Origin of the sequence: Sodaliphilus sp. (assembly GCF_045598405.1) — a bacterium.
Classification (GTDB): domain Bacteria; phylum Bacteroidota; class Bacteroidia; order Bacteroidales; family Muribaculaceae; genus Sodaliphilus; species Sodaliphilus limicaballi.
The window spans coordinates 1-23,204 of record NZ_JAZLLZ010000064.1 but is presented as its reverse complement, the minus strand read 5'-3'; the positions used below and the strand labels follow the sequence as shown (position 1 = coordinate 23,204).

Here is a 23,204-nt window from a genome sequence, read left to right as displayed (position 1 = left end):
CTTCAACCGCAGCATAGTGTATCGTGTTTACCCTGCCCTGCCTTCGCTTGCGCTCAGTTAGGACAGGGTTATGTGCAGAACTGCGTTCTGCGTGTCGGCTTCCAGCCTCTCATTACAAAATCATGTGAGATCCCCGCACGGATAAAAATCTATTGTAGTATAGTTACAACAGATTGCTCTGATTTAACTGAATAAGAAATTATTCTAATTATTTTAATTTCTTTCAGTTATTATTAAATCAGTGTTATCAGTGAGATCTGCGAGAGGTATTGTTGAATAGTCACACATTCACCTTGAAAAAAAGTGGCAGGATCTCAAAACCCTGCCACATTTATATAAATATTACTGTGATTTTACTTGAGTGACTCCACATAGCGGCGCAGATCGCTGTTCTCGGGATCGTGCTGCAGCCACTTCTGGTAATACTCCTTGGCAGCAGCCTTGTCGCCCTTGTCCATTGAGTAGTTGCCCAGGTACTGGTAAGCCGAAATGTACTCGTTAGCATAGTCATTGCGGTTCTCCTTTGCATCGAGCAGGCTGATGAGCTTCTTGTAGGTTGCTGCAGCCTTGCCGGTGTTCTTACCACCCTCCTCGAGTTTCTCGATGCGAGCCTTCTGGTTGATGATAGGAATATTGTCGGGTACCTTCTCGTCAACGATCTCAATGTACTTGCGAGCCTGTGCCATTGCGTTAGCCTTCACTGCCTCGTCCTCGGCTGTGACAGCGAGGTTGTAGTAGCGGCGGCTTGCCACGAAGTAGTCATTGGCCTTGCACTGGTCGTTATCCACAACCTTCTGGTAGTAAGCGGCTGCCTTCACATAGTCCTTAGCGTCGGCATAGGTATCGCTCAAGCTACGCACGAGGTCGAGGTTGTTGGGGTTCAGCTCTGCTGCCATCTCGTAAGCCTTGATCGCCTTCTCGGGATGACCAGCCTCCTGGAGTGCCTTGGCATAGTCGGTGTAGTCCTTTACCTCATAGGTCACGTCGGCGGGCTTTGCCATTGCAAACAGTGCGTCACCGTCGGCTGCTGCGCCTGCCCAATCCTGCATCTGGACCTTGTTGTAGAGCTTCATACGCTGCATGAAGAACACGTTGGGGTCGCCTGCATTGAGCTTGCCGATGAGGCTTGATGCGAGGTTATAAGACTCCTGGAACTTGCCGCCGAAGAACAGAAGCTGCACGTAGCGCACCTCGTCCTGGGCAAAGTGGTTGGGGTTCTTGATATACTCGCCATACTTCTCGGCAGCCTTGGTGCCAAGGTTGGCAACGTAGTACTTCTCTGCGAGCTGACGCTGCACAAGAGCAGAGTTGGGATTGTTCACGTTGAGCTCCTCGAGCTTTTGAAGTGCCAGCGTGGGGTTCACATTATAATAGGTGTTGGCCCACTTCACTTGTGCCTCGATGTTGCTGGGATCGTAGGTGTAAGCAAGCTCATACTGTCCGGCTGCTGTTCCCCAGTCCTGCTTGTCGGCATAGGTGTCACCCTCAAAGATGAACGACTCGGGGTCGTTAGCATTCCACTTGCGGGCGTTCTTGATGCACTTCTCGATGTCCTTGGCAAATGTGGTGGGATTCACATCGTAGTAAGCGCGTGCGATTGCGCTCTCGAGCTTTGAGTCTTTCTTTGAGAGCTTGCGTGCAGTCTCAAAGAGGACTCCAGCGGCCTTGGCGTCGCTTGCAAGGGCGAGCTGTCCCTGGCCCACGTAGTTGTAGGCGAAGTTTGCGTCGGCGGCAACACCCTTGTCGAAGTTTGCCTTAGCCTCGGCCACATTCTTGCGCTGCAAGGCAATCTGGCCCAGATAGTAGTAAGCCTCGGCTTTGTTGGTTGATGCTGCATTGAGGTTGCGCTCAAGCAGTTCCTTTGCATTGTCGAGCTGATCTACCTTGTAGTACTCGATACCGTCCTTATAGCCTTGAGCCATTGAAGACAGTGAAACTCCTGCAATAAGCATGGAAGCTGCAAAAATCTTAATCTTCATTTCAGTAGTTTTTTATGTGTTATTGTTTTCTTTTTATTCTCTCGTTTTGTTATTTTTTGACCATTTGACGCAAAACAATGCCAAATAGTTTAATTATCGCACGTCAAAAAGTAAAATTTCTTTCATTTTATCACTTTGTCACCTCCACGGTGCGCACGGGTTCGGCCGCTGGCAGTATGCCAGTCTGCATGATGATCTTCTGCCCTATCACGCCGGTGAGGAATGAGTAGAAGCCGTGGTCAAGCGTTCCTCCTGCCGATGCGTCGATGGCCCAAATCACGCGATACAGCGGATAGCGCCCGTCGTTGATATAGGCCTGGTAGGGCTTGTATCCGCGTGTCTCTTCGGGACCGCGCACGGGCATCACCCTGATGCGGTCGGTGAAGTCGATTACCGACACCTCGTTCTTCTCGTTGAGGTCGGTCACGCGGTTCTCGATGGTGCGCTCCTGCGAGTCCATCGTGGCGCTGATCCAGCTCACGCCCACAAAGCCTATGGTGTTGCGCTGACCCTCGACGGCCTTAAACACGTCCTCGGTCGATTCGCGGGCAAACACATTGGGGCCAAACTTGCCATTGCCCACAAACTTTTCCTTGATGTAATGCATCACGCCAGTGCCGTTGCCGTCAAAGACCACCTTGATGGAATCGTTCTTGTGAGCAGTGGGGAAAACCTCGCCCCAGCGTTTCACCTTGCCGGTGAAGATGTCGGTGAGGTCCTGCATCGACAGCTCGGGGATATCGTTGGCATTGTTCACGATGATGGCCACAGCATCCACGGCAATCTTGTGCGAGCGGTGAGCCCTGCCCATCTTGCCCAGCAGGTCGCGCTGCTGGTCGGTGAGGTCGCGCGAGGTGATGATCAGGTCACACGCCCCGTGCATGAGCGAGTCGAGGGCCGAAGCCTCGTCGGTGTACATCGCCATGATGTTGGCCTCGGGATAGGTATATTCAAACACCTCTATCTCCTGGTCGAGGATATTGCGGAACGACTCGTCGCAATAAACCTTGGTCAAGCCCTTGGTGCTCGACTGCGTGGACTCGCCCTGGCACGACACCAGCAGCAGCGCCACAGCCGCCACAACGGCAGCACACACTATGTTAAGCCTTTGTTTCATCTTCTTCTTTTTTAAAACGATCCAAGCGGTAGTAATCAATGCCCTTTATCTGGCGGTAGGCACGGTAGATGCCGTAAGCAAAGAACACTATCGCAAGGCACCACCGGGCGATTTTCCACACAGGGACATTCGACCAGTCAAAGTAGTTGCACGCAATAGCTATAGCCATGCCTATGTACACGACCACCATCAACACGCCGAATATCATGCGCACTATCCTGAATATCACAGAACCATTCATTATCTGTTTTCGTTTCAATACATTAACTATCATGACCGGGGCACAACCAAGTGCACTTCCCCAATCAACTCACAAAGATAACAATTTCTTTTTAATTATTGTATCTCTTTTTAGTATTTTTAGCGATTTTGTTCATCAATAGTAACTATTCAGCAATGGTATTTTGGGTAATTTCCCCGCGCGGATCTCACTAATAACACAGATTTAATAATAACTGAAAGAAATTAAAATAATTAGAATAATTTCTTATTCAGTTAAATCAGATCAATCTGTTAAATTTATATCTCCCCGAGTTCCCCGGGTTCCCCGAGAGATTAAGTTCCCCGAGAGGAAAATATATCTCTGTGTCCTCTGTGCCTCTGCGGGGGAGGGGGTGGGGAGAGGGGGGAAGTGACATTTTTTCGGCCTTCGTCTTTCGTGTTTCGTAAAAAACAACTATCTTTGCAACAAAATTTTGCAAAATATAATGAACGAGACATTTGAAATGGTAGCAAAGACCTTCAAGGGCCTTGAAGGTGTCCTGGCCGAAGAGTTGAGAACTCTTGGCGCACAGGATGTTACCGAAGGCATACGCATGGTTGCCTTCAACGGAGATAAAGAAATGCTGTATAAGGCAAATTTCTGCCTTCGCACTGCGCTTCGCGTACTTAAACCCATCTACAAATTCCGCGCGTCTAACCCCGACGAACTCTACGAGCAGATCAAGCTCTACAACTGGGAGGACATCATGAGCGTGAACAAGACTTTTTCAATCGATGCAACCACATTCGGCGAGGAATTCAGCCACTCACGCTTCGTCACCTATCGCGTGAAGGATGCGATTGTGGACTTCTTCAGCGAGCGTTACGACAAGCGTCCCTCTATCAGGGTGACTAACCCCGACATCAGGCTCGACGTGCACATCGCTGGCAACGAGGTCACCCTCTCGCTCGACTCTAGCGGCGAGCCCCTCTACAAGCGCGGTTGGCGCGAGGCACAGACCGATGCTCCCATCAATGAGGTGCTGGCAGCAGGCATCATCAAGCTCAGCGGTTGGGACGGCAACAGCAACTTCGTTGACCCAATGTGCGGTTCGGGCACATTCCTGGTCGAGGCTGCGCTCATCGCCGCAAACATCAACCCCGGTGTCTATCGCCAGGGATTTGCCTTCCAGCAGTGGCCCGACTATGACGAGGAACTCTTTGACAACATATACAACGACGACAGCGGCGAACGCGAGTTCAAGCACAAAATCTATGGCAGCGACATCAACGGCAAGGCAATCGCCATTTCACGCGCCAACGTTAAGCGTGCCGGCGTAAGCAAGTATGTCGAGCTCGAGCTCAAGGCTGTCGAGGACATCACCGAGGCTCCCGAAGGTGGCGTGCTCATCACCAACCCCCCCTACGGCGAACGCCTGCAAGTGGGCAACATCGACGACCTCTACTCTACCCTGGGCACCAAGTTCAAGCAGGTGTTCCGTGGCTACAACGCTTGGGTGATCAGCGTCGATGGACCGCACTTCAACATGATAGGTCTGCGTCCCTCGGTGAAATATGACCTCTACAACGGTTCGCTCGACTGCGAGCTGCGCCAATACGTGATTTTTGAAGGCAAATACAACGACATGCGTGAGCGCGGCGAGTCGATCAAGAACGAAGGTTTCCGCGCCAGCGAAGACCGCCGCAACCTGCAGCGCCGCGAGTTCCGCGAGACATTCGACCGTGGCGACCGTCCTCGCTTTGAGCGTCGTGATGACCGTCCCCGCCGTGATGACCGTGGCGACCGTCCCCGTTTTGAGCGTCGTGACGACCGTCCCCGCCGTGATGACCGTGGCGACCGTCCCCGTTTTGAGCACCGTGATGACCGTCCCCGCTTTGAGCGCCGTGACGACCGTGGCGACCGCCGTCCGTTCCGTCCGTTCAACCGCGAGCCGCAGCTCGGTGCCGACAAGGAAGTGTCTATCGTGCACGGACGCCGCAAGAGCTGGATGCGCCGCGAGGTGAACGAGAACGATGTGAACTTCAACAAAAACAACGATAACAACAACGATTAATAACCCCTTAACCACAACAACACGATGTCTAAAATCAATGTGCTGCTGCTCGGCTCTGGCGGACGCGAGTGCGCCCTGGCATGGAAAATGAAGCAAAGCGACCTGCTGGGTCGCCTGTATATCGCCCCTGGTAACGCTGGAACTGCCGCGCTGGGACAAAACCTCGACATGCTCTCGCCTCTCAACTTTGAGCAGGTGGGCACTGTGGCACTCGACCTGGACATCGACTTGCTTGTAGTGGGCAACGAGGACCCCCTGGTAGCAGGAATCACCGACTATTTCAAGAGCAACGACGAGCTCAAGCACATCAAGGTGGTGGGTCCGTCTAAGGCAGGCGCGCAACTTGAGGGAAGCAAGGACTTTGCCAAGGATTTCATGAATCGCCACGGCATCCCCACCGCTGCACACATCAGTGTCACCGCCGCCAATATCGAGGACGGATTTGCATTCCTCGAGCAGCAGAAGGCACCCTACGTGCTCAAGGCCGACGGCCTTGCTGCCGGCAAGGGCGTGCTCATCATTGACGACCTCGACGAGGCCAAGCAGGAACTCAAGTCGATGCTCGACGGCAAGTTCGGCAAGTCGAGCGCGACGGTGGTCATCGAGCAGTTCCTCAAGGGCATCGAGTGCTCAGTGTTTGTGCTCAACGATGACCACGGCCACTATGCCCTGCTGCCCGTTGCCAAGGACTACAAGCGCGTGGGCGAAGGCGACACTGGCCCCAACACCGGAGGCATGGGGTCAATCTCTCCCGTGAGCTTTGCCGACGAGACATTCATGGAGAAGGTGCGCGCACGCATCATCGAGCCCACCGTGGCCGGACTCAAGCAAGACGGCATCGCCTACTGCGGCTTCATCTTCTTTGGTCTCATCAGCGTTGAGGGCGAGCCTTATGTGATTGAATACAACGTGCGCATGGGCGACCCCGAGACACAGTCGGTCATGGCTCGCATCGACGAGGACCTCATCAACCTCATGCTTGGCGCCACCAGCGACAACGGGTTTGACTCTTGCTTCAACGTCAAGGAAGATCCCCGCACCGCTGCCACCGTGATTGTGACCTCGGGGGGATATCCCGGCAGCTATGCCAAGGGCAAGGTAATCACGGGTATCGACAGCGTGGAAGGCAGCATCGTGTTCCATGCCGGCACTGCCATGGAGGGCGCATCGGTTGTGACCAGCGGCGGACGAGTGCTTGCCGTGACCAGCCTGGGCGAAGACATGAAGACAGCGCTCGCTGCGAGCTACGGCAACGTGGCACGCATCAACTTTGAAGGCTGTTACCATCGTCGCGACATCGGTTTTGACCTGTAATTTTCAACATGGCTTCTATAGAGGAAAAACTCAACGACTTTTTCAATGGCAGCTACTTCCTGGTTTTGTCATGGATAGCGCTCGTGGTGAGTGCTGTCGTGGCATCGGCTAGCGGCGAGGTGCCCCATTCCAGTTACGGGCAGGGCATCTTCTTCAGCGTGAGCGACATGCTGGGCAACTCGCCAGTGGCTTCGATAACCATCAACATCGCGCTGGTCACCGCCATTGGAGCCTTGATGCAGATGCTCAACAAGGTGTTTAGCTTCGTGCGCAGCGTGACCACGCTGCTGGCATCGTCGTTTTTCCTGCTCACCATGGCCAACCCGCTCACCAGCAGCGTTCTGCACGCGGGCCCCGCACTGGCTTTGATTGTGGCAGTGGGAGCATTCTACCTGTTCTCGTCCTACATGAACCAGCACGCCCAGCGCAGCATTTTCCTCACCTTCGCCATTGTCACCACATGCACGATGTTCCAGTGGGCGTTTGTGCTGCTGTTGCCGGCTTTCATGCTGGGGTTCATCAACATGCGCATCATGAACGCCAAGGGCATCATCGCCGCGCTGCTGGGCATTTTCACCCCTTTCTGGATTGTGCTGGGGCTGGGCATAGCGTCGATAAGCGATTTCAAGCCGTTTGTTATCAACTCGGCATGGGAAACGCTCGACATCTCGCAGGTGCGCATGCTCGTGGTGAGCATCGCAGTCACCGCTGTTGCCGCCATCGCGCTCACAGTGGTCAACCTCGTCACCATCATCAACTACCGCCGCCAGCTGCGTGTCTATAACGCATTTTTCATGGTGGTGGGCATCCTCACCATCATAGCCATGTGCATCGACTATCGCGACATGCACATCTATCTGCCCATGCTCAACTTGAGCCTCGCAGTGCAGCTGGCTCACGCGTTCACTGTGAACACCACTGGCAAGCGCTACATCTTCGTGGCCGTGCTGCTGCTGTGGACGCTGTGCTCGTTTGTGGGCATTCTATTCATCTAATCACTAGACAAATGAACATTATTGTCGAGAGCAATATACCTTATATAAAAGGACTGCTGGAACCCTGGGCTAGCGTGAGCTATGTCCCCGCCAGCGAGATCACCCATGCCGTGGTGCGCGATGCACAGGCTCTGCTCGTGCGCACCCGCACCGTGTGCGACAGGGTGCTGCTCGAGGGCAGCGACGTGCGATTTGTGGGAACAGCCACCATAGGCACCGACCACATCGACCTCGACTACTGCCGTCGCCGTGGCATCGCAGTGCACAACGCGCCGGGATGCAACGCCCCCGCAGTGGCACAGTGGGTCCACTCCACTATCGCGCAGTGGATGCACATGCGCGGCATCACCTCGGCACAAGGCCTCAAACTGGGCGTCGTGGGCGTGGGGCACGTGGGCAGCATCGTGGCACGCTGGGGCAGCATGCTGGGATTTGACGTCGTGCTCAACGACCCTCCGCTAGGACTCAACCACGCAGTCGATGACTGCGACATCATCACCTTCCACACTCCGCTCACACGCGACACGCAGTGGCCCACCTGGCACCTGTGCGACGAGCCTATGTTGCAGCGAGCCACCCGTTGCCGCCTCATCATCAACGCTTCGCGCGGCGGGGTGTGCGACGACGCGGCGCTGGCGCAGTGGCACGGCGACGTGGCCATCGACTGCTGGGAGGGCGAGCCGCACATCAGCCACCGCCTGCTCAACAAGGCTTTTGTTGCCACACCTCACATTGCAGGATACTCCATGCAGGGCAAGCAGCGTGGCACTGCCATGGTCATCGACGCCCTCAACCGTCACTTCGGGTTCGATGCCGCGGTCAACATGCCGCAGGAGCCGCTGCTGGGAGCCGAACAGGTCTCTTTCCAGTCCATCACGGCTAGCTATACACCCGTGACCGACACCACAGCCTTGAAGCAAGACCCCGACTCATTCGAAGCACTGCGCAACAACTACCACCTGCGCAACGAGGTGATTTAAGCCTGGGGCAGACCGCGGGTGCATACGGAGTTCTTGGAACAAAACCGAACTTTTCTAGTCTATTAAGGAACACTGTTAAAGCATTCGGCAAGTTTTTTCTGCATTTTTATACTTTTCTAGAAAATTATGCGTAACTTTGCAATTTGTATAGAACAACATCGTGCATACTTTGTTTTTTGAGTGACAAAGCTTTAAAAAATGTACACTCTAATTTTTAGGGAAATAATTCTATTACTTAAATAATTTTTTACAATGAAGAAATTTTCATTCTTTGCATCTCTGCTCATTGCCTTTGTGGTAGTGGCTCACGCTCTGGATCTTCCCTTGCAGGTGAAGAACCACGTATTGAGCTTCCAGCCTCAAACCGGCATGTCGCATGAGGTAAAGTCAGTGCTGAAGGCTGCCGCTAAGGGTGGCAAAAACCTTCCTGCAAAGAAAGTTGCTGCTAAAGAAACATTCAGCGGCACCGAGTTACAAACCCCTCCTGGAGGCCTTGAGACCGAGTACTACTCAGTAAAGGGTTACACCGAGATTGCTGACTGGGGCGACGGCGACTACAGTCCCCTCGTAGCAATCGACGGCAACACCATGTGGGTGAAGAACCTCGTGTGGTATGCTACCGACGTGTGGGTAAAGGGTACCATCAGCGGCAACCAGGTTGTTTTTGAGAAAGGTCAGTACATGGGTGCTGGACTGGGTGCATGGGCAACTTCATTTGACCACACCTACCTTGCAGCGTGGGACATCAACGACAATATCATCGATCTCACATTTGACTGGGATGCCGATGCTAAGAAGCTTTATCTCAACGAGATTTCATTTGGCGGCTCTTGCGGTCCTAACGGAGAGCCAGTGGAACAAGTTGACGGCGACGACGAGTGGCGCGGTCACGGCTGGACACTCCAGGGCACAGGCACAGCAGGTCCCAAGACCAGCGGTGGCGACGATCCTCAGCCCGAAGGCGACGACCATCCCACTAGCGCCGACGGCACCCCCGTTCCCGCTAACTATGACCTCACAAGCGAGGAAAACCTTGCCCCCTTCACCATCGTTGACGCCAATAACGACGGCACAACATGGAAGTGGGCTCCCGGCAGCAGCTGCGTGTGGTACTACTGCAGCGAGAAGAACAACGCTAACGACTGGCTGATCACTCCCGCTATCCTCCTTGAGGCTGGCAAGACCTACCAGATGGTTGTCAACACCTCTTGCCAAGTTCCCTCTTATCCCGAGCGCATGGAACTCGCTTATGGCGTTGCTGCAACCGCTCCCGCGATGAAGAAAAACATCCTCAAACCCCTCGATGTTAACTTCAACACTGCTACCGACGTAGAGAGCGACCTGTTCACTATCAAGGAAACCGGTGACTACTACCTGGGCGTGCACTGCATCAGCGACAAGGACATGTACGCGCTGCGCGTGTTCAACATCAGCGTTGTCGAGATCGAGGTGGGCGGCATACCTGCTCCCGCTCAGAACTTCATCGTTAAGCCCAACTCGATGGGCGAGCTTGAGGCCGAGGTATCTTTCGACCTCCCCACTACTTTCTCTAACGAAGACCCCATCACTGCCGAGACATCTCTCGACTACGTTGTTACACGCAACGGCGAGGAAATCAAGACCGGCACAGGTGCAGCAGGCGACCACGTGTTGTTCACCGACTATGTTGACGAGAGCGCCCGTTATAGCTACAGCGTTGTAGTGCGCAACGGCGAACTCGAGAGCCAGCCCGCGGAATACGCTACCAACATCGGCGTTGACATCCCCGGCAAGCCCAGCAACCTCAAGCACGAGTTCCTCTATCCCGGCATGCGCTTCACTTGGGATCCCGTGACCAACGTGGGCGAAGGTGGCGGTTATGTTGACCCCAGCAAGTGTTCTTATGACTTATATACACTCTATGTGAATGGCGGCCAGCTCTACCGTGACGTTCTTCTCAACGATCCTGCTCCCAATGTAACTTCATGCACATTCCGCTGGAATGACTTCGAGGTGGGCGACCAATATCGTCAATACTACTCGGTATTTGCCGAGAACGAGGCTGGCGAGGGTTATGCCGTCATCAACTCATTCTTTGGCGGTGAGAAGTACACCCTCCCCGTTACCGAAGGCTTCGCCGATTCTCAGCCCCACTACTTCTGGGACTTCATGGCCGAAGACTCTGAGAACGCTAAGGTTGAAATCGTTTACGGCATCTCTACCGATGGCGACAACTATTGCTACCAGTCATCAAGCAGCGTGGGCGACAACTACGTGATCATGAACAGCGGTAAGATTAGCCTTGACGGCGCCGCCGCACCCAAGCTCTCGTTCGACGCTCGCTGTCTCCCCGCTAGCAACAACGTTAGCACTAAGGCTGCTAGCCCCAACGGCATCCTCGTGATGGGTTACAAGGCCGACGGCACTGGCGATGTACTCGCACAGAAGACTCTCTCTACTTCATTTGAGAACTTCGTAATCGACCTCAAGAACTACCGCAAGACCGATTACCTCTACCTTGAGTTCTACAGCATGTTTATGGAACCTGGTGCTTTGCAGATGGACAACATCACCCTCTATGACGAGGTTGAGAACGCCGTTTCAGCTACTGTTGAGGCTCCCAGCACTCTCACCGCTGGCGACATGGCTCCCATCACCGTTACTGTGACCAACGAAGGCACTAGCGCTATCAACAACTACACTCTGCTCATCAATGTTGGCGACGAGGAACTTGCTAGCAAGACAATCAACAAGAAGATTGACTTCCACAAGACCAACACCACCATCGACTACTACAGCACTACAGTATTCGACGAGCTCGGCGAGAAGAAGGTGAGCGTTGACATCGTTACCGACGGCGGCGCTGTGACACACTGCGAGACTACTATCGACGTTATCGCACCCGTGGTTTCACAACCCATCGACCTCGAAGGTAATTTCCAGACCGAGAGCACAATCAACCTCACATGGAACGCTCCCGAGGCTCCCATGGCTCCCGTGACCGAGGAATTTGAGGACTACGACAAGTGGGCTACCCAGTTCGGCGAGTGGACTTGCGTCAACGGCGACAACGCTTACAGCCAGCAAATCTTCTCCGTGGCTTCACCCGTTGATGGAACTCAATACGCTTATGCAATCTACAACCTCAACGACCTCCTGCAGACCACCGGTTTCGAAGGCCACAGCGGCGAGCAGTTCATCGGTAACACCCTCGGCACAACAAGTGCTACTGGCGGTGCTTACTTCGAGTACGTCACCGACTGGCTGATTTCTCCCGAACTTCCCGGCATCGCACAGACAGTTTCGTTCTGGATCAAGGACAGCTTCGAGTATCCCACTCACTGGAAGGGCTACTACTCAACCGGAAGCAAGGACATCAACGACTTCATCGAGTGCACCCAGTCAATGACCGCAGGTTTCGACGAGTGGACTCCCAAGTCATTCGACATCCCCGAGGGCGCGAAGTACTTCGCTATCCGTCGTAGCCAGACAGAGAACTCTCCTGGTCTCTTCATCTTCCTCGATGACATCTCTTACGTAGGTCTCGACGGAGAAATCGACAGCTACAACATCTACATCGACGGTGAGTACTTCACAAGCACTACCGACACCAGCGCACTCCTTGAGGGCGTTAGCTTCGAGGACCACGAGGTTTCAGTTTCTACCGTTTACACCGACGGTTCAGAGTCTGTTCCCGTGACCATCACCGTTGAGGCTGTTGTCACTGGCGTTGTCGACCTCAATGCACAAGGACGCGACATCCAGGGCATCTACAACACCCTCGGACAGAAGGTTAACCGCCTGCAGCCCGGTGTTAACATCATCCGCTACAGCGACGGCACTAGCCTCAAGGTTAAGTTCTAAAAGCAATCGCTAGGCCATCTCGATGGCCACACATCCTCATAACCACGGCACGGGACCAAAATCCCGTGCCGTTTTTTTCATCTACGATTACCGCCACATTCAAAACGAATTGCGGCAATCCGGCTTACTGTGTACCATCTCCACGGAGTTACAGAGGGCACGGAGATTTTTCCTTTTACCGAAAGAAATTATCCGAAATCAAAAGGAAATTTTTTAGTGCTACCACCGATTTCTGTAGTTGATTTAGAAAAGGGGTGTTACCCTAGGGTTACCCTACTGTTAGCATCAAGAACAAAAAAATTAAAGAAAAATTTTGGCATAAGACAAAAAATAAGTATCTTTGCGTGTTTATTTGGCGAAAGTTTTCAAATTAAAGAAAAATACAAACAAAAAATTATAGATAAATGGCATTATTAGAAACAATTAGGCAGAAGAAAAAAATTCTTGGCATCGTGATTGGCGGTGCTCTTCTCGCGTTTATCGTTGAAGTCGGCTTCGAGGCTCTCGGACGTCAGGGCAACAACAGCACTGCAGCCAAAGTGGGCAGCGACAAGATTGACTTCGTTTCATTCAACAATCGTGTTCAGAAAGAAAGTGAACTCGACCAGCAGAACGGTCGTTCACAAAACATCGACCAGGCTACTCGTCAGCAGCAAGTTCTTGAGGAGATGATCCAAGAGAAACTGCTCGAGCAAGAATACGAGAAAGTGGGCATCACCGTTACCGACAACGAGCTCACCGAGCTCATCGTGGGCAAGAACCCCGTGGGACAGGCTGTTCAATTCGCACAGAGCCTTGGTGTTGCGTCTCCCGCCGAGCTCAACAAGCTCCTCAACGACCCCAAGAACAACACTGCCGAGGCAAAGGCTCAGCTCGCCCCCATCCGCGCACAGTGGGAACTCCTCCAGGAGAACATCTACAAGCAGTATGAGGCCCAGAAGCTCATCACCCTCGTCAACGGCTGTATCCAGGCTAACGACCTCGACCGCGCCGAGATGGAAGATGAGGCTACTATATCTTACATCACTATGGTGAAGAAGGACTTCTCTGACCTTGCCGACGACAAGTTCCCCGTTAGCGACGAGGAAATCAAGGCAGAGTGGGAGAAGAACAAGAAAATGTTCGCTATGGACGAGGAGACTCGTTACATCCACTTCATCCCCGTGGGCATCGTTCCCTCTAAAGCTGATATCAACGAGGCCAAGAAGATTGCCGACGCTGCTTACGCTGCCCTCCAGAAGGGACGTGGCATCGACTCTGTACGCGTGCTCGGCACCGTGAAGTTCGACACCACCAAGTGTGAGCTCGCACAGGTTGCCCCCGCTGTTAAGAACTTCGTTCAGAACGCAGGTGTGGGTTCAGTGATGCGCGACTCTACACAAGCCGACGGCCGCTACCTCATGTACAAACTCATGGCAAAGGCTGCTTCGCTCGACTCTGTAAAGGCTACCATGGTACAGGTTCCCGGTGCTAAATCGGCACAGGATAGCGCTATGGCAATGCTCAAGGGAGGCAAGGCTATCGCCGACGTCACTAAGGCATTCAAGGGCGCTCAGGCTCAGGAAGAGCAGTGGATGCGCATCGCTATGTTTGCCGACTCTGTTAAGAATAAGTTTGAAAACGCTGGCGCCGAGTTCGTAGTTCTCGACAGCAACGAGAACGGTGCAGTGTTCCTGAAGGTGCTCGAGAAGAAAGCTCCCAAGACCTTCTACACCTATGCAACAGTTAGCCACGAGGCTTACGCTAGCACCAAGACTAGCAACGACCTGCGCGACAAGCTCCAGAAGTACCTCGACAAGAACAAGACCGTTGCCGACTTCACCAAGAACGCTGCGGCTGCTGGCTTCCAAGCCATGGAAGAACACATCACTCCCAGCACTCCCCAGCTCGGCATGAACCCCTACACCCGTTCAGGCATCAAGGATTCACGCAAGGCAATCAAGTGGGCGTTTGACGCCAAGAAGGGCGAAGTTTCTGGCATCTTTGCCGACAACAACGATATCCTCATCGCAGTTTGCCTCGACGACATTTACGATGGCGACTACATGCCCGCAACCCACCCCGGCATCAAGAACTACCTCACCGACAAGGTTCGCGCCGAGAAGAAGGGCGAGGCTCGCATGAAGGAATTCAACGGCAAGGCTAAAGACCTCAACGGCTATGCTAACGTGATGAAGGTAAAGGTTGACACCGTTCAGGTAGCATTTGGCAACGACCGCAACCCCATGCTCGAACCCAGCATCATCGGCCGCGTGGCTGCTGCTCAGAAGGGTCAGTTCGTAGGCCTCCTCAAGGGCAAGACTGGTGTTTACGCATTCCACGTAGAGAATATCGAGAAGTCAGCTCTCAAGCTCAGCAAGCAAGATGCCGACATGCGTTTCGCACAGACTCGCGGCGCTGCTATGGTATCTAACATGCTCATCGACATCCTCCGCAAGGGCACAAAGGTAGAACGCCGACTCATCGAGTTCTATTGATAACAACACATCACATCAATACCAAAACAGGGTTCCAAACGGGACCCTGTTTTTTTTACACCCTAGAAAACCTAGAATGTCTAGAATGTATATAGAGCAAGAATCCCTTGCCGTCTCTTACCCTACTCGCCTGTAAAAAAAGCAAAACTTGTCACTTTGCTTGCATTATTGTAATATTTTGAGTAATTTTGCTCATTAAACTACACAATTACTGGAAATGAGTAAAATTAACGACATACAAGACGAGATAATCGAGGAATTTGAAGGTTTCACCGACTGGATGGATCGCTACGCAGTGATCATCGACATGGGCAACGCCATGCCCGCGCTCGACGAGAAATACAAGACTTCCGATAACATCATCGAGGGATGCCAGAGCCGAGTGTGGCTCCAGGCCGACTACGATGCCGGAAAGCTGCATTTCACTGCCGACAGCGACGCCATCATCGTCAAGGGCATCATCTCGATGCTCGTGCGTGTGCTCAGCGGCCACACACCTGCCGAGATACTCGATGCCGACCTCTATTTCATCGACCGCATAGGGCTCCACGACCACCTGTCGCCCACCCGCAGCAACGGGCTCGTGGCAATGATCAAGAAAATCAAAGCCTATGCACTCGCCTTCCAGGCACAAGCCTGAAACCCGCAAAGGCAAAATTATTAACCCTAAAATAACAACGAATTATGTTACAAGATCTCTGGAACAACAATCGCATGGTGGCTATGCTAATTGCGATTCTAGTGGTGGTTGTGCCTTTCCTCATCTACTATGTGATTGAGGCAAAGAAAAAACACCCCAAGGGCCTTATTTCAGCCGCTCTGTCCAACATGGGCGAGCGTTTCGGCTACTACATCATGAATGCAGTGCTCCTGCTCTTCCTGTGCTCAAAGTTTGGCATCAGTGATGACCTTGCAGGATGGATTTACGCTGTGTTCTATTTCCTTATTTACGTGCTTAGCCTCCCTGGCGGCATGGTTGCCGACAAGCTGCAGAACTTCAAGGGCACCATCATGATGGGTCTCGTGGTCATGGCTGCGGGTTACATCATCCTGTCGGTTCCCGTGTTTGGCGGCAATCCCGGCGCCGTTCCCACATGGGTGCTTGTACTCACTTGCGTGGCTCTCGTGCTCATTGCTGCCGGTAACGGTCTGTTCAAAGGCAACTTGCAGGCCATCGTTGGTCAGATGTATGACAACTACGAGGCCGAGGCTGCAAAGAAAGGTCCCGAAGAGCTTGCAATCGCAAAGTCTCGTCGCGACAGCGGTTTCCAGATTTTTTATGTATTCATCAACATAGGCGGTGTGATTGCACCTTTCGTTGCCCCCCTCTTGCGTAGCGCTATGCTCAAGCTCGACGGTTTCATTTACAACGCCGACCTTCCCCGTCTGTGCCACGGTTTCCTCCAGGGAACAAATACAGCCGAGGATATGCAGAATCTCAACGCCCTCGCCCAGAGTTCTATCATCGATGGTAGCCAAGTGGGCGACTTGGCAGCATTCTGCACTAGCTACCTCGAGAGTTTCAACACTGGCGTGCACTACTCGTTCATCGCTTCGGCTCTTGCAATGATTGCATCTTTCCTCATCTTCGTGGCAACTCGCAAAGTACTTCCCAACCCCATCAAGAAGGTTAAGGCTGCCGCTGCTTCAAAGGACGAGGTGGCTGCCGACGCAAAGGAAATCAAGCAGCGCATGTTTGCTCTCTTCGCAGTGCTCGGCGTGGCAATCTTCTTCTGGTTCTCATTCCACCAGAACGGACAGTCGCTCTCTGTATTTGCACGCGACTTCTGCGAGACCGATGCTATCGCACCCGAGATATGGCAGTGCATCAATCCTTTCTTTGTGATTGTGCTCACTCCCATCATCATGATTGTCTTCGGAGCTCTTGCAAAGAAAGGCAAAGAGATTTCCACACCATGGAAGATCGCACTCGGTATGTTTGTTGCCGCTTGCGCTTACCTCTTCCTTATCGGCATCTCCGTTGCCAACGGTTATCCATCAGGCGAGGAATTCAAGGGTCTTGCAGAGACCGCCAAGGTTGCCATGAAGGCAGGTCCCTGGGTGCTCATCGTCACCTACTTCTTCCTCACCGTTGCCGAGCTGTTCATCTCTCCCCTGGGTCTGTCGTTCGTTTCTAAAATCGCTCCCCAGCACCTCCAGGGCATCTGCCAGGGCTTGTGGCTCTGTGCTACCGCCATCGGCAACCTGTTCATTGCCCTCGGCGTGACAATGCTCAACAGTTTCCCGCACCAGTGGCAATGCTGGGCAGTTTTTGCCGGATTCTGCCTCATCTCTATGGGCGTCATGCTGGCTATGCTCAAGTGGCTCGAACGTGTCACAAAATAACAAGATAGAAATTTAAAAACTTTAGCCGGATAGCCAGAGATATGGACTATCCGGCTAAATTAGCAAAACAATAACAATATGTTCAAGAACCAACCTAAAGGTTTATTCGCTTTAGCACTTGCCAACACAGGCGAGCGCTTCGGTTACTACACCATGCTAGCCATCTTCACCCTGTTCATGCAGGCCAAGTTTGGCTGGGATGAGAGCACCGCAGGCCAAGTGAATGCTATATTCCTGGCCGTTGTTTACTTCGCGCCACTGTTCGGTGGCATGATTGCTGACAAGATTGGGTACGGCCGCTGCGTCGTCGCTGGCTTTGTGGTGATGTTCCTGGGTTACCTGGGGCTCGCTATACCCACCGCCCCCGACATGAGCGGGCAGGTCGCAATGTTTGCTGGACTCGCTGCCGTCTCGCTCGGCACAGGTCTGTTCAAGGGCAACTTGCAGGTGCTCATAGGCAACCTCTACGACGACCCCAAGTATGCCAGCCGTCGCGACTCGGCGTTCTCGCTGTTCTACATGGCAATCAACATGGGAGCAATGTTTGCCCCCTCGATGGCCAACTGGATCACCGAGAAGCACCTCGCCCAGTATGGTTTTCACTATGACGCTGCCAACCACGCCCCCGAGTATCTCGAAGCCCTATACAGCGGCTACGGTCTGTGCTTCGGCGTGGCATGTGTGTCGCTCATCCTCTCGGCGGTAATCTATTTCGCTACCCGTAGCTGGTTCAAGCACGCCGACGTCACCGCCGCAAAAGCCAAGGAGACCGCCAACGCCGCCCCCGTCGAGGAACTCACTCCCAAGCAGACCCGCGACCGCATCGTGGCACTGCTGCTTGTCTTTGCCGTGGTAATCTTCTTCTGGATGGCATTCCACCAGAATGGTTCGGCACTCACATTCTTTGCAAAGAAGTACACCAACCTCACCGTTGAGGGCGGAATGCGATTCGGATTCAACATCTTCAGCCTCGCATTGGTTGCATTGTCGGTATATACCGGATTCGGTGTCTTCCAGTCAAAGGAAACGAAAAACCGCATCATCTGTGGCATCGTCACTCTGGCGGCATGGACTGGTGCCTACCTGCTTTACAGCGGCATGGCAAATCGCCTGGACGCTCAGCCCAGCGACTTCCAGCAGTTCAACCCCTTCTTCGTGGTTGCGCTCACGCCATTCAGCATGCTCTTCTTCGGTGCCTTTGAGAAGAAAGGCAAGGAAATCAGTGCTCCAGCACGCATCGCGTGGGGTATGCTCATCGCAGCATTGGGATTCGGCGTTATCACGCTGGCTTCGATGGGACTCAAGTCGCCCATGGAACTGGGAGAGACCGAGACTCAAAGCATCCTCTCGCCCAACTGGCTCATTTCTACCTATTTCACACTCACCGTGGCCGAACTCCTACTGTCGCCCATGGGACTGTCGTTTGTCTCAAAAGTGGCGCCTCCCAAGTTCAAGGGCATGATGATGGGCGGATGGTGCGTTGCCACTGCCATAGGTAACTACTTGAGCAGCATCCCCTCAATGCTGTGGGACAAAATCCCCCTCATGTATAACTGGGCAATCCTCATCGCCCTGTGTCTCATCAGCGCATTCGTTATGTTTGCACTCCTGAAGAAGCTCAACAAGATGACAGCCTGAACACAGGCTTAACAACTAATAACCCAGCAACGCGCCGCACACCACGGCGCGTTGCTCGTGTAATCACACTCCACATGCAGCGGGATAGTCAAGAAAAAACACAACTTTTCCACCCCATTGCAGTTGAGTTGCAAAAAAATAGACGTAACTTTGCAACATCAATCACTACAACGCATGAACAAGAAACAAAAAAAGGTGCTGGCGCGCATCATCGTGAGCGCGATTCTCACTGCCACGCTCGAATTTCTGCCCATCGACGGCTGGCTCAAGCTAGCCCTCTATGTGGGCATATACATACTCATCGGCTATGACATCCTGCGCAAAGCCTTCCGCGGCATGCTCAACCGACGCATCTTCGACGAGAATTTCCTCATGGTGGTCGCCACGATGGGAGCGTTCTCGCTTGCCATTTACGAGATGAACAACGGTAACGAGGGCGACTTCACCGAGGCCATCGCCGTGATGCTGCTTTACCAGGTGGGAGAGTTTTTCCAGAGCTACGCCGTGGGCAAGAGCCGCCGCGACATCTCGTCGCTCATGGACATACGCCCCGACTATGCCAACGTTGAGGACGAGCATGGCAACATCGAGCAAGTTGACCCCGACGATGTGGAGACGGGCCAGGTCATCATCGTGCGGCCAGGCGAGAAAGTGCCCATCGACGGCATCGTGGTCGAGGGTGAGTCCTCGCTCAACACCACAGCACTCACCGGCGAGTCGCTGCCACGCAGCATCACCGCAGGAGAAGAGATAATGAGCGGCTGCATCAACATGACCGGCGTGCTCAAGGTGAAAACCACCAAGGAGTTTGGCGAATCTACTGTTTCTAAAATCCTCGAACTCGTCGAGGACAGTGCCACACACAAGTCTAAAAGCGAGGATTTCATCGCCCGCTTTGCGCGTGTCTATACCCCTGCCGTGTGCTACGGTGCGCTGGCGCTGGCGTTGCTCCCGCCGCTGTTCATGATGCTCGTCATGGGTAATGACCCTGGATGGGAAACATGGATCTACCGCGCCCTCACCTTCCTCGTCATCAGCTGCCCGTGCGCGCTAGTGGTGAGCATACCGCTCACGTTCTTTGCCGGCATAGGCGGGGCAAGCAACCAGGGCGTGCTTGTCAAGGGAGCCAATATCCTGGAATCGCTTTCCAAGGTCAAGACCGTGGTGATGGACAAGACCGGCACCCTCACCCTCGGAGTCTTTGAGGTGACAGCCATGCACGACGGCGATGACCACGACCGCCAGGACGAGGACGAGAAACAACGGCTCATCGAGATGGCAGCACTCGTGGAGTGTGCATCGTCACACCCCATCAGCAAGAGCATACAGCGAGCCTACGGCAAGGCCATAGACCATAGCCGCGTGAGCAATATCAAGGAACTCGGCGGACTGGGCATCACAGCCACCGTCGATGGCCATGACGTGGCGGTGGGCAACGAGAAACTCATGCACACACTGGGGCTGGAGAGCTGCCACTGCCACATGGCAGGCACTCTGGTGCACATAGCCATCGACGGCACCTATGCCGGCCACATCGTGCTGGGCGACCTCGTCAAGCCGCACGCCAGCGAGGCCATCACGGCACTGCACCAGGCCGGAGTCACCAGCACAGTCATGCTCACAGGCGACAGCGACAAGGTGGCACGCGAGGTCACCAGCCAGTTGGGCATCGGCACCGTGTATAGCGAGCTGCTTCCCGCCGACAAGGTAGCACGGGTGGAAGAACTGCTTGCTGCCGCTGGCAAGGGCGAGAAAGTGGCATTTGTGGGCGATGGCATGAACGACGCTCCCGTGCTCTCTCGCGCCGACATAGGAATCGCCATGGGCGGCGTGGGCAGCGATGCCGCAATCGAGGCCGCCGACGTCGTGCTCATGGACGACGACCCCATGAAAATCTCCAAGGCAATGCGCATCGCCAGCAAGACAATGGCTATCGTGTGGCAAAACATCATCATGGCTTTCGGCGTGAAAGGCGTGTGCCTCCTGCTGGGCGCAGTGGGCATTGCCAACATGTGGCTGGCCATCTTTGCCGACACCGGCATCATGATACTGGCAGTGCTCAATGCCATACGCGCCATGCGGGTGAAGAACCTGTGACTCTGCAATCTCCAGGATCCCAACCCCAATAACACAACTTGAAAAAAAATCTTTGGTTTCTATTGACTTTTTTAATTAAATTGAGTATTTTTGTAGTTCCTAATCTTCACCGAAAATCATTAGCGCAATGAAAATATTTACAAATGACGCAATTAGGCGCATTTTTGAAAAATCCATAGAGGTTGAGAACATCACAATGCTCGACATGATGGAGCGAGCCGCATCGGCTGTGACCTACGAGATCGTAAAGCGTTGGCGCTCTACGAAACGCATCGTCGTCTTTGCAGGCCCTGGCGACAACGGTGGCGACGCTCTCGCTGTGTCGCGCATGCTCTTTGAGCAAGGCTACTCTCCCGAGGTGTACCTGCTCAACGTCAAGTCGTCACACCTGTCCAACTGCTGCTCGGCCAACCGCGACCGGCTTTACGAGCTCGATGGATTGAGCTACACCGAGGTCACCGAGACCTTCAACCTGCCCGACCTTTCAGAGAACGACGTGGTCATCGACGGACTCTTCGGCTCGGGTCTGCGTGCACCGCTCAAGGGCGGTTACACCTCGCTCGTGCAGTATATCAACGACAGCGGCGCTTATATCGTGTCGATCGACATGCCCTCTGGCCTGCACGGCGAGAAAAACGCCACTGTGGACCGCCGCAACATCATCAAGGCCAACCTCACGCTGGTGTACCAGTTCAAGCGACTCGCCTTCTTCTTTGCCGAGAACGCACAGTTCATCGGCGAGTGCGTAGTGCTTGACCTTGAGCTCAACCGCAACGTCATCGCCGAACTGCCCTCCGACTTCTACCTCATCGACCAGGACGACGCCAGCGCGATGATACGCGACCGCAACCAGTTCACCAACAAATATGACCACGGGTCGATATTCCTCGTTGCCGGCAGCTACGGCATGATGGGGTCGGCCATACTGGCAGCCCGTGGCGCTATGCGTTCGGGGGCAGGACTCGTCACCGTGCACGCGCCCCGCATGGGCTACATGCCGTTGCAGACCGCAGTGCCCGAGGCGCTCTACGAGCCCGACAGCAACGAATACGTCACCAGCGCCATCGAGATGCACCACCGTTACAGCGTCGTGGCAATAGGCCCCGGCATCACCAGCAGCGACGAGACTCTTGACGCTCTCGACACCTATCTCAAGAGCTTCCATCATCCCTGCCTGCTCGATGCCGATGCGCTCAACTGCATCAACCGCCGCCCCATGCTCATTCGCAGCATTCCCAAGGGGTCGGTAATCACACCGCATGCCATCGAGTTCGACCGCCTTTTCGGCAAGCACAACACCGACGAGGAACGATTCCTCAAAGCACTCAACGAGGCCAAACTCTACGACATCACCATCGTGCTCAAGGGACACCACACCATGACCATCTTCCCCAGCGGCAAGGTTTACATCAACTCTAGCGGCAATGCCGGCATGGCAACCGCAGGCAGCGGCGACGTGCTCACAGGCGTCATCGCATCATTCATCGCGCAAGGCTACCAGCCCGACATGGGCGTAGTCCTCGGCGTGTTTATCCATGGTCTCGCCGGCGACATCGCTGCCACCGAGCACTCCGAGTACGGAGTCATGGCAAGCGACATCGTCGATAACCTGGGCACAGCCATCAAGACCGCCCGAGCACAAGCCCGGAGACATTAACAGGACAGAACACCACCACACGCATAAAAACGCCCTGCACCACGCAGAGCGTTTTTTTATAGCCTAGAAAGACTAGAAAATCTAGAAGGTCTAGAAAATCTAGAAAATCTGCGCCATAATAAAAATGTAACTATTCACCAATGGAACTCCCCGCGCGGATCTCACTGAACTCACTGATTTTTTCATTGAAAATATATTACCAATTAGAGGCTGAAAGCCGACACGCACAAAGCTTGCTTTGGGCACATAACCCCCACCGAAGGGAGTGAAACGACTGCCGGTGGGGGGGTGTGAAGTGTGACAAAATTGCGGTTGAAGACCGCTACCTCGAAACGTGCAAGGTGGCGGTCTTCAACCGCAGTACAGTGTATCGCGTTTACCCTGCCCTGCCTTCGCTTGCGCTCAGTTAGGACAGGGTTATGTGCAGAACTGCGTTCTGCGTGTCGGCTTCCAGCCTCTCATTACAAAATCATGTGTGAGTGAGA

The 23,204-nt window shown here is 53.9% G+C and carries 14 protein-coding genes; 11 read left to right on the top strand and 3 right to left on the bottom strand.

The genetic code is table 11. From position 1 onward, the window contains the following. Positions 1-353: 353 nt before the first annotated feature. The 3 genes from ACKI3C_RS05680 to ACKI3C_RS05670 form a co-directional block, all read right to left on the bottom strand. A complete protein-coding gene (locus tag ACKI3C_RS05680; protein ID WP_407402933.1) occupies positions 354-1,979 on the bottom strand; it encodes a tetratricopeptide repeat protein in 1,626 nt (541 codons plus the stop codon). Positions 1,980-2,109: 130 nt separating this feature from the next. Then, on the bottom strand, positions 2,110-3,096 hold the full coding sequence (locus tag ACKI3C_RS05675) for a PstS family phosphate ABC transporter substrate-binding protein (protein WP_407402931.1): 987 nt from the start codon (positions 3,094-3,096) through the stop codon (positions 2,110-2,112). Then, positions 3,080-3,355 carry a hypothetical protein gene (locus ACKI3C_RS05670; protein WP_407402929.1) on the bottom strand — a complete coding sequence of 92 codons (276 nt, stop codon included), beginning with the start codon at positions 3,353-3,355 and terminating at the stop codon, positions 3,080-3,082. Before ACKI3C_RS05670 ends, ACKI3C_RS05675 begins: the two co-directional genes overlap by 17 nt. Positions 3,356-3,803: 448 nt before the next feature. Here ACKI3C_RS05670 and ACKI3C_RS05665 point away from each other — a divergent pair, with 448 nt between their 5' ends. The 11 genes from ACKI3C_RS05665 to ACKI3C_RS05615 all read left to right on the top strand — a co-directional run bounded on the left by ACKI3C_RS05665 (position 3,804) and on the right by ACKI3C_RS05615 (position 22,719). Beyond that, on the top strand, positions 3,804-5,372 hold the full coding sequence (locus ACKI3C_RS05665; RefSeq protein WP_407402927.1) for a class I SAM-dependent RNA methyltransferase: 1,569 nt from the start codon (positions 3,804-3,806) through the stop codon (positions 5,370-5,372). A 33-nt stretch (positions 5,373-5,405) separates the two neighbouring features. Beyond that, the gene (purD, locus tag ACKI3C_RS05660; protein WP_407402937.1) at positions 5,406-6,686 is read left to right on the top strand and encodes a phosphoribosylamine--glycine ligase; all 1,281 of its coding nucleotides are present in this window, start codon (positions 5,406-5,408) and stop codon (positions 6,684-6,686) included. Positions 6,687-6,694: 8 nt separating this feature from the next. Further along, entirely contained in the window at positions 6,695-7,681 is a 987-nt protein-coding gene (locus tag ACKI3C_RS05655) for a hypothetical protein (protein WP_407402925.1), read from the top strand. 11 nt (positions 7,682-7,692) lie between these two features. Further along, positions 7,693-8,661, top strand: a complete 969-nt coding sequence (locus ACKI3C_RS05650; protein ID WP_407402923.1) for a 4-phosphoerythronate dehydrogenase — start codon at positions 7,693-7,695, stop codon at positions 8,659-8,661. 252 nt (positions 8,662-8,913) lie between these two features. Continuing rightward, positions 8,914-12,504: a choice-of-anchor J domain-containing protein gene (locus ACKI3C_RS05645; RefSeq protein WP_407402921.1), complete on the top strand. Its 3,591-nt coding sequence runs from the start codon at positions 8,914-8,916 to the stop codon at positions 12,502-12,504. A 404-nt stretch (positions 12,505-12,908) separates the two neighbouring features. Beyond that, the gene (locus tag ACKI3C_RS05640) at positions 12,909-14,981 is read left to right on the top strand and encodes a SurA N-terminal domain-containing protein (RefSeq protein ID WP_407402919.1); all 2,073 of its coding nucleotides are present in this window, start codon (positions 12,909-12,911) and stop codon (positions 14,979-14,981) included. A gap of 217 nt (positions 14,982-15,198) precedes the next feature. Next, positions 15,199-15,621 (top strand): SufE family protein, encoded by a 423-nt coding sequence (locus ACKI3C_RS05635; protein ID WP_407402917.1) that lies wholly within the window; start codon positions 15,199-15,201, stop codon positions 15,619-15,621. A gap of 188 nt (positions 15,622-15,809) precedes the next feature. Next, positions 15,810-17,327 carry a peptide MFS transporter gene (locus ACKI3C_RS05630; RefSeq protein WP_407402935.1) on the top strand — a complete coding sequence of 506 codons (1,518 nt, stop codon included), beginning with the start codon at positions 15,810-15,812 and terminating at the stop codon, positions 17,325-17,327. A 78-nt stretch (positions 17,328-17,405) separates the two neighbouring features. Then, entirely contained in the window at positions 17,406-18,965 is a 1,560-nt protein-coding gene (locus ACKI3C_RS05625) for a peptide MFS transporter (protein ID WP_407402915.1), read from the top strand. A 174-nt stretch (positions 18,966-19,139) separates the two neighbouring features. Continuing rightward, positions 19,140-21,062 carry a heavy metal translocating P-type ATPase gene (locus ACKI3C_RS05620; RefSeq protein ID WP_407402913.1) on the top strand — a complete coding sequence of 641 codons (1,923 nt, stop codon included), beginning with the start codon at positions 19,140-19,142 and terminating at the stop codon, positions 21,060-21,062. A 127-nt stretch (positions 21,063-21,189) separates the two neighbouring features. Continuing rightward, positions 21,190-22,719, top strand: coding sequence for an NAD(P)H-hydrate dehydratase (locus tag ACKI3C_RS05615; RefSeq protein WP_407402911.1), 1,530 nt, complete (start codon positions 21,190-21,192; stop codon positions 22,717-22,719). Positions 22,720-23,204: the final 485 nt, after the last annotated feature.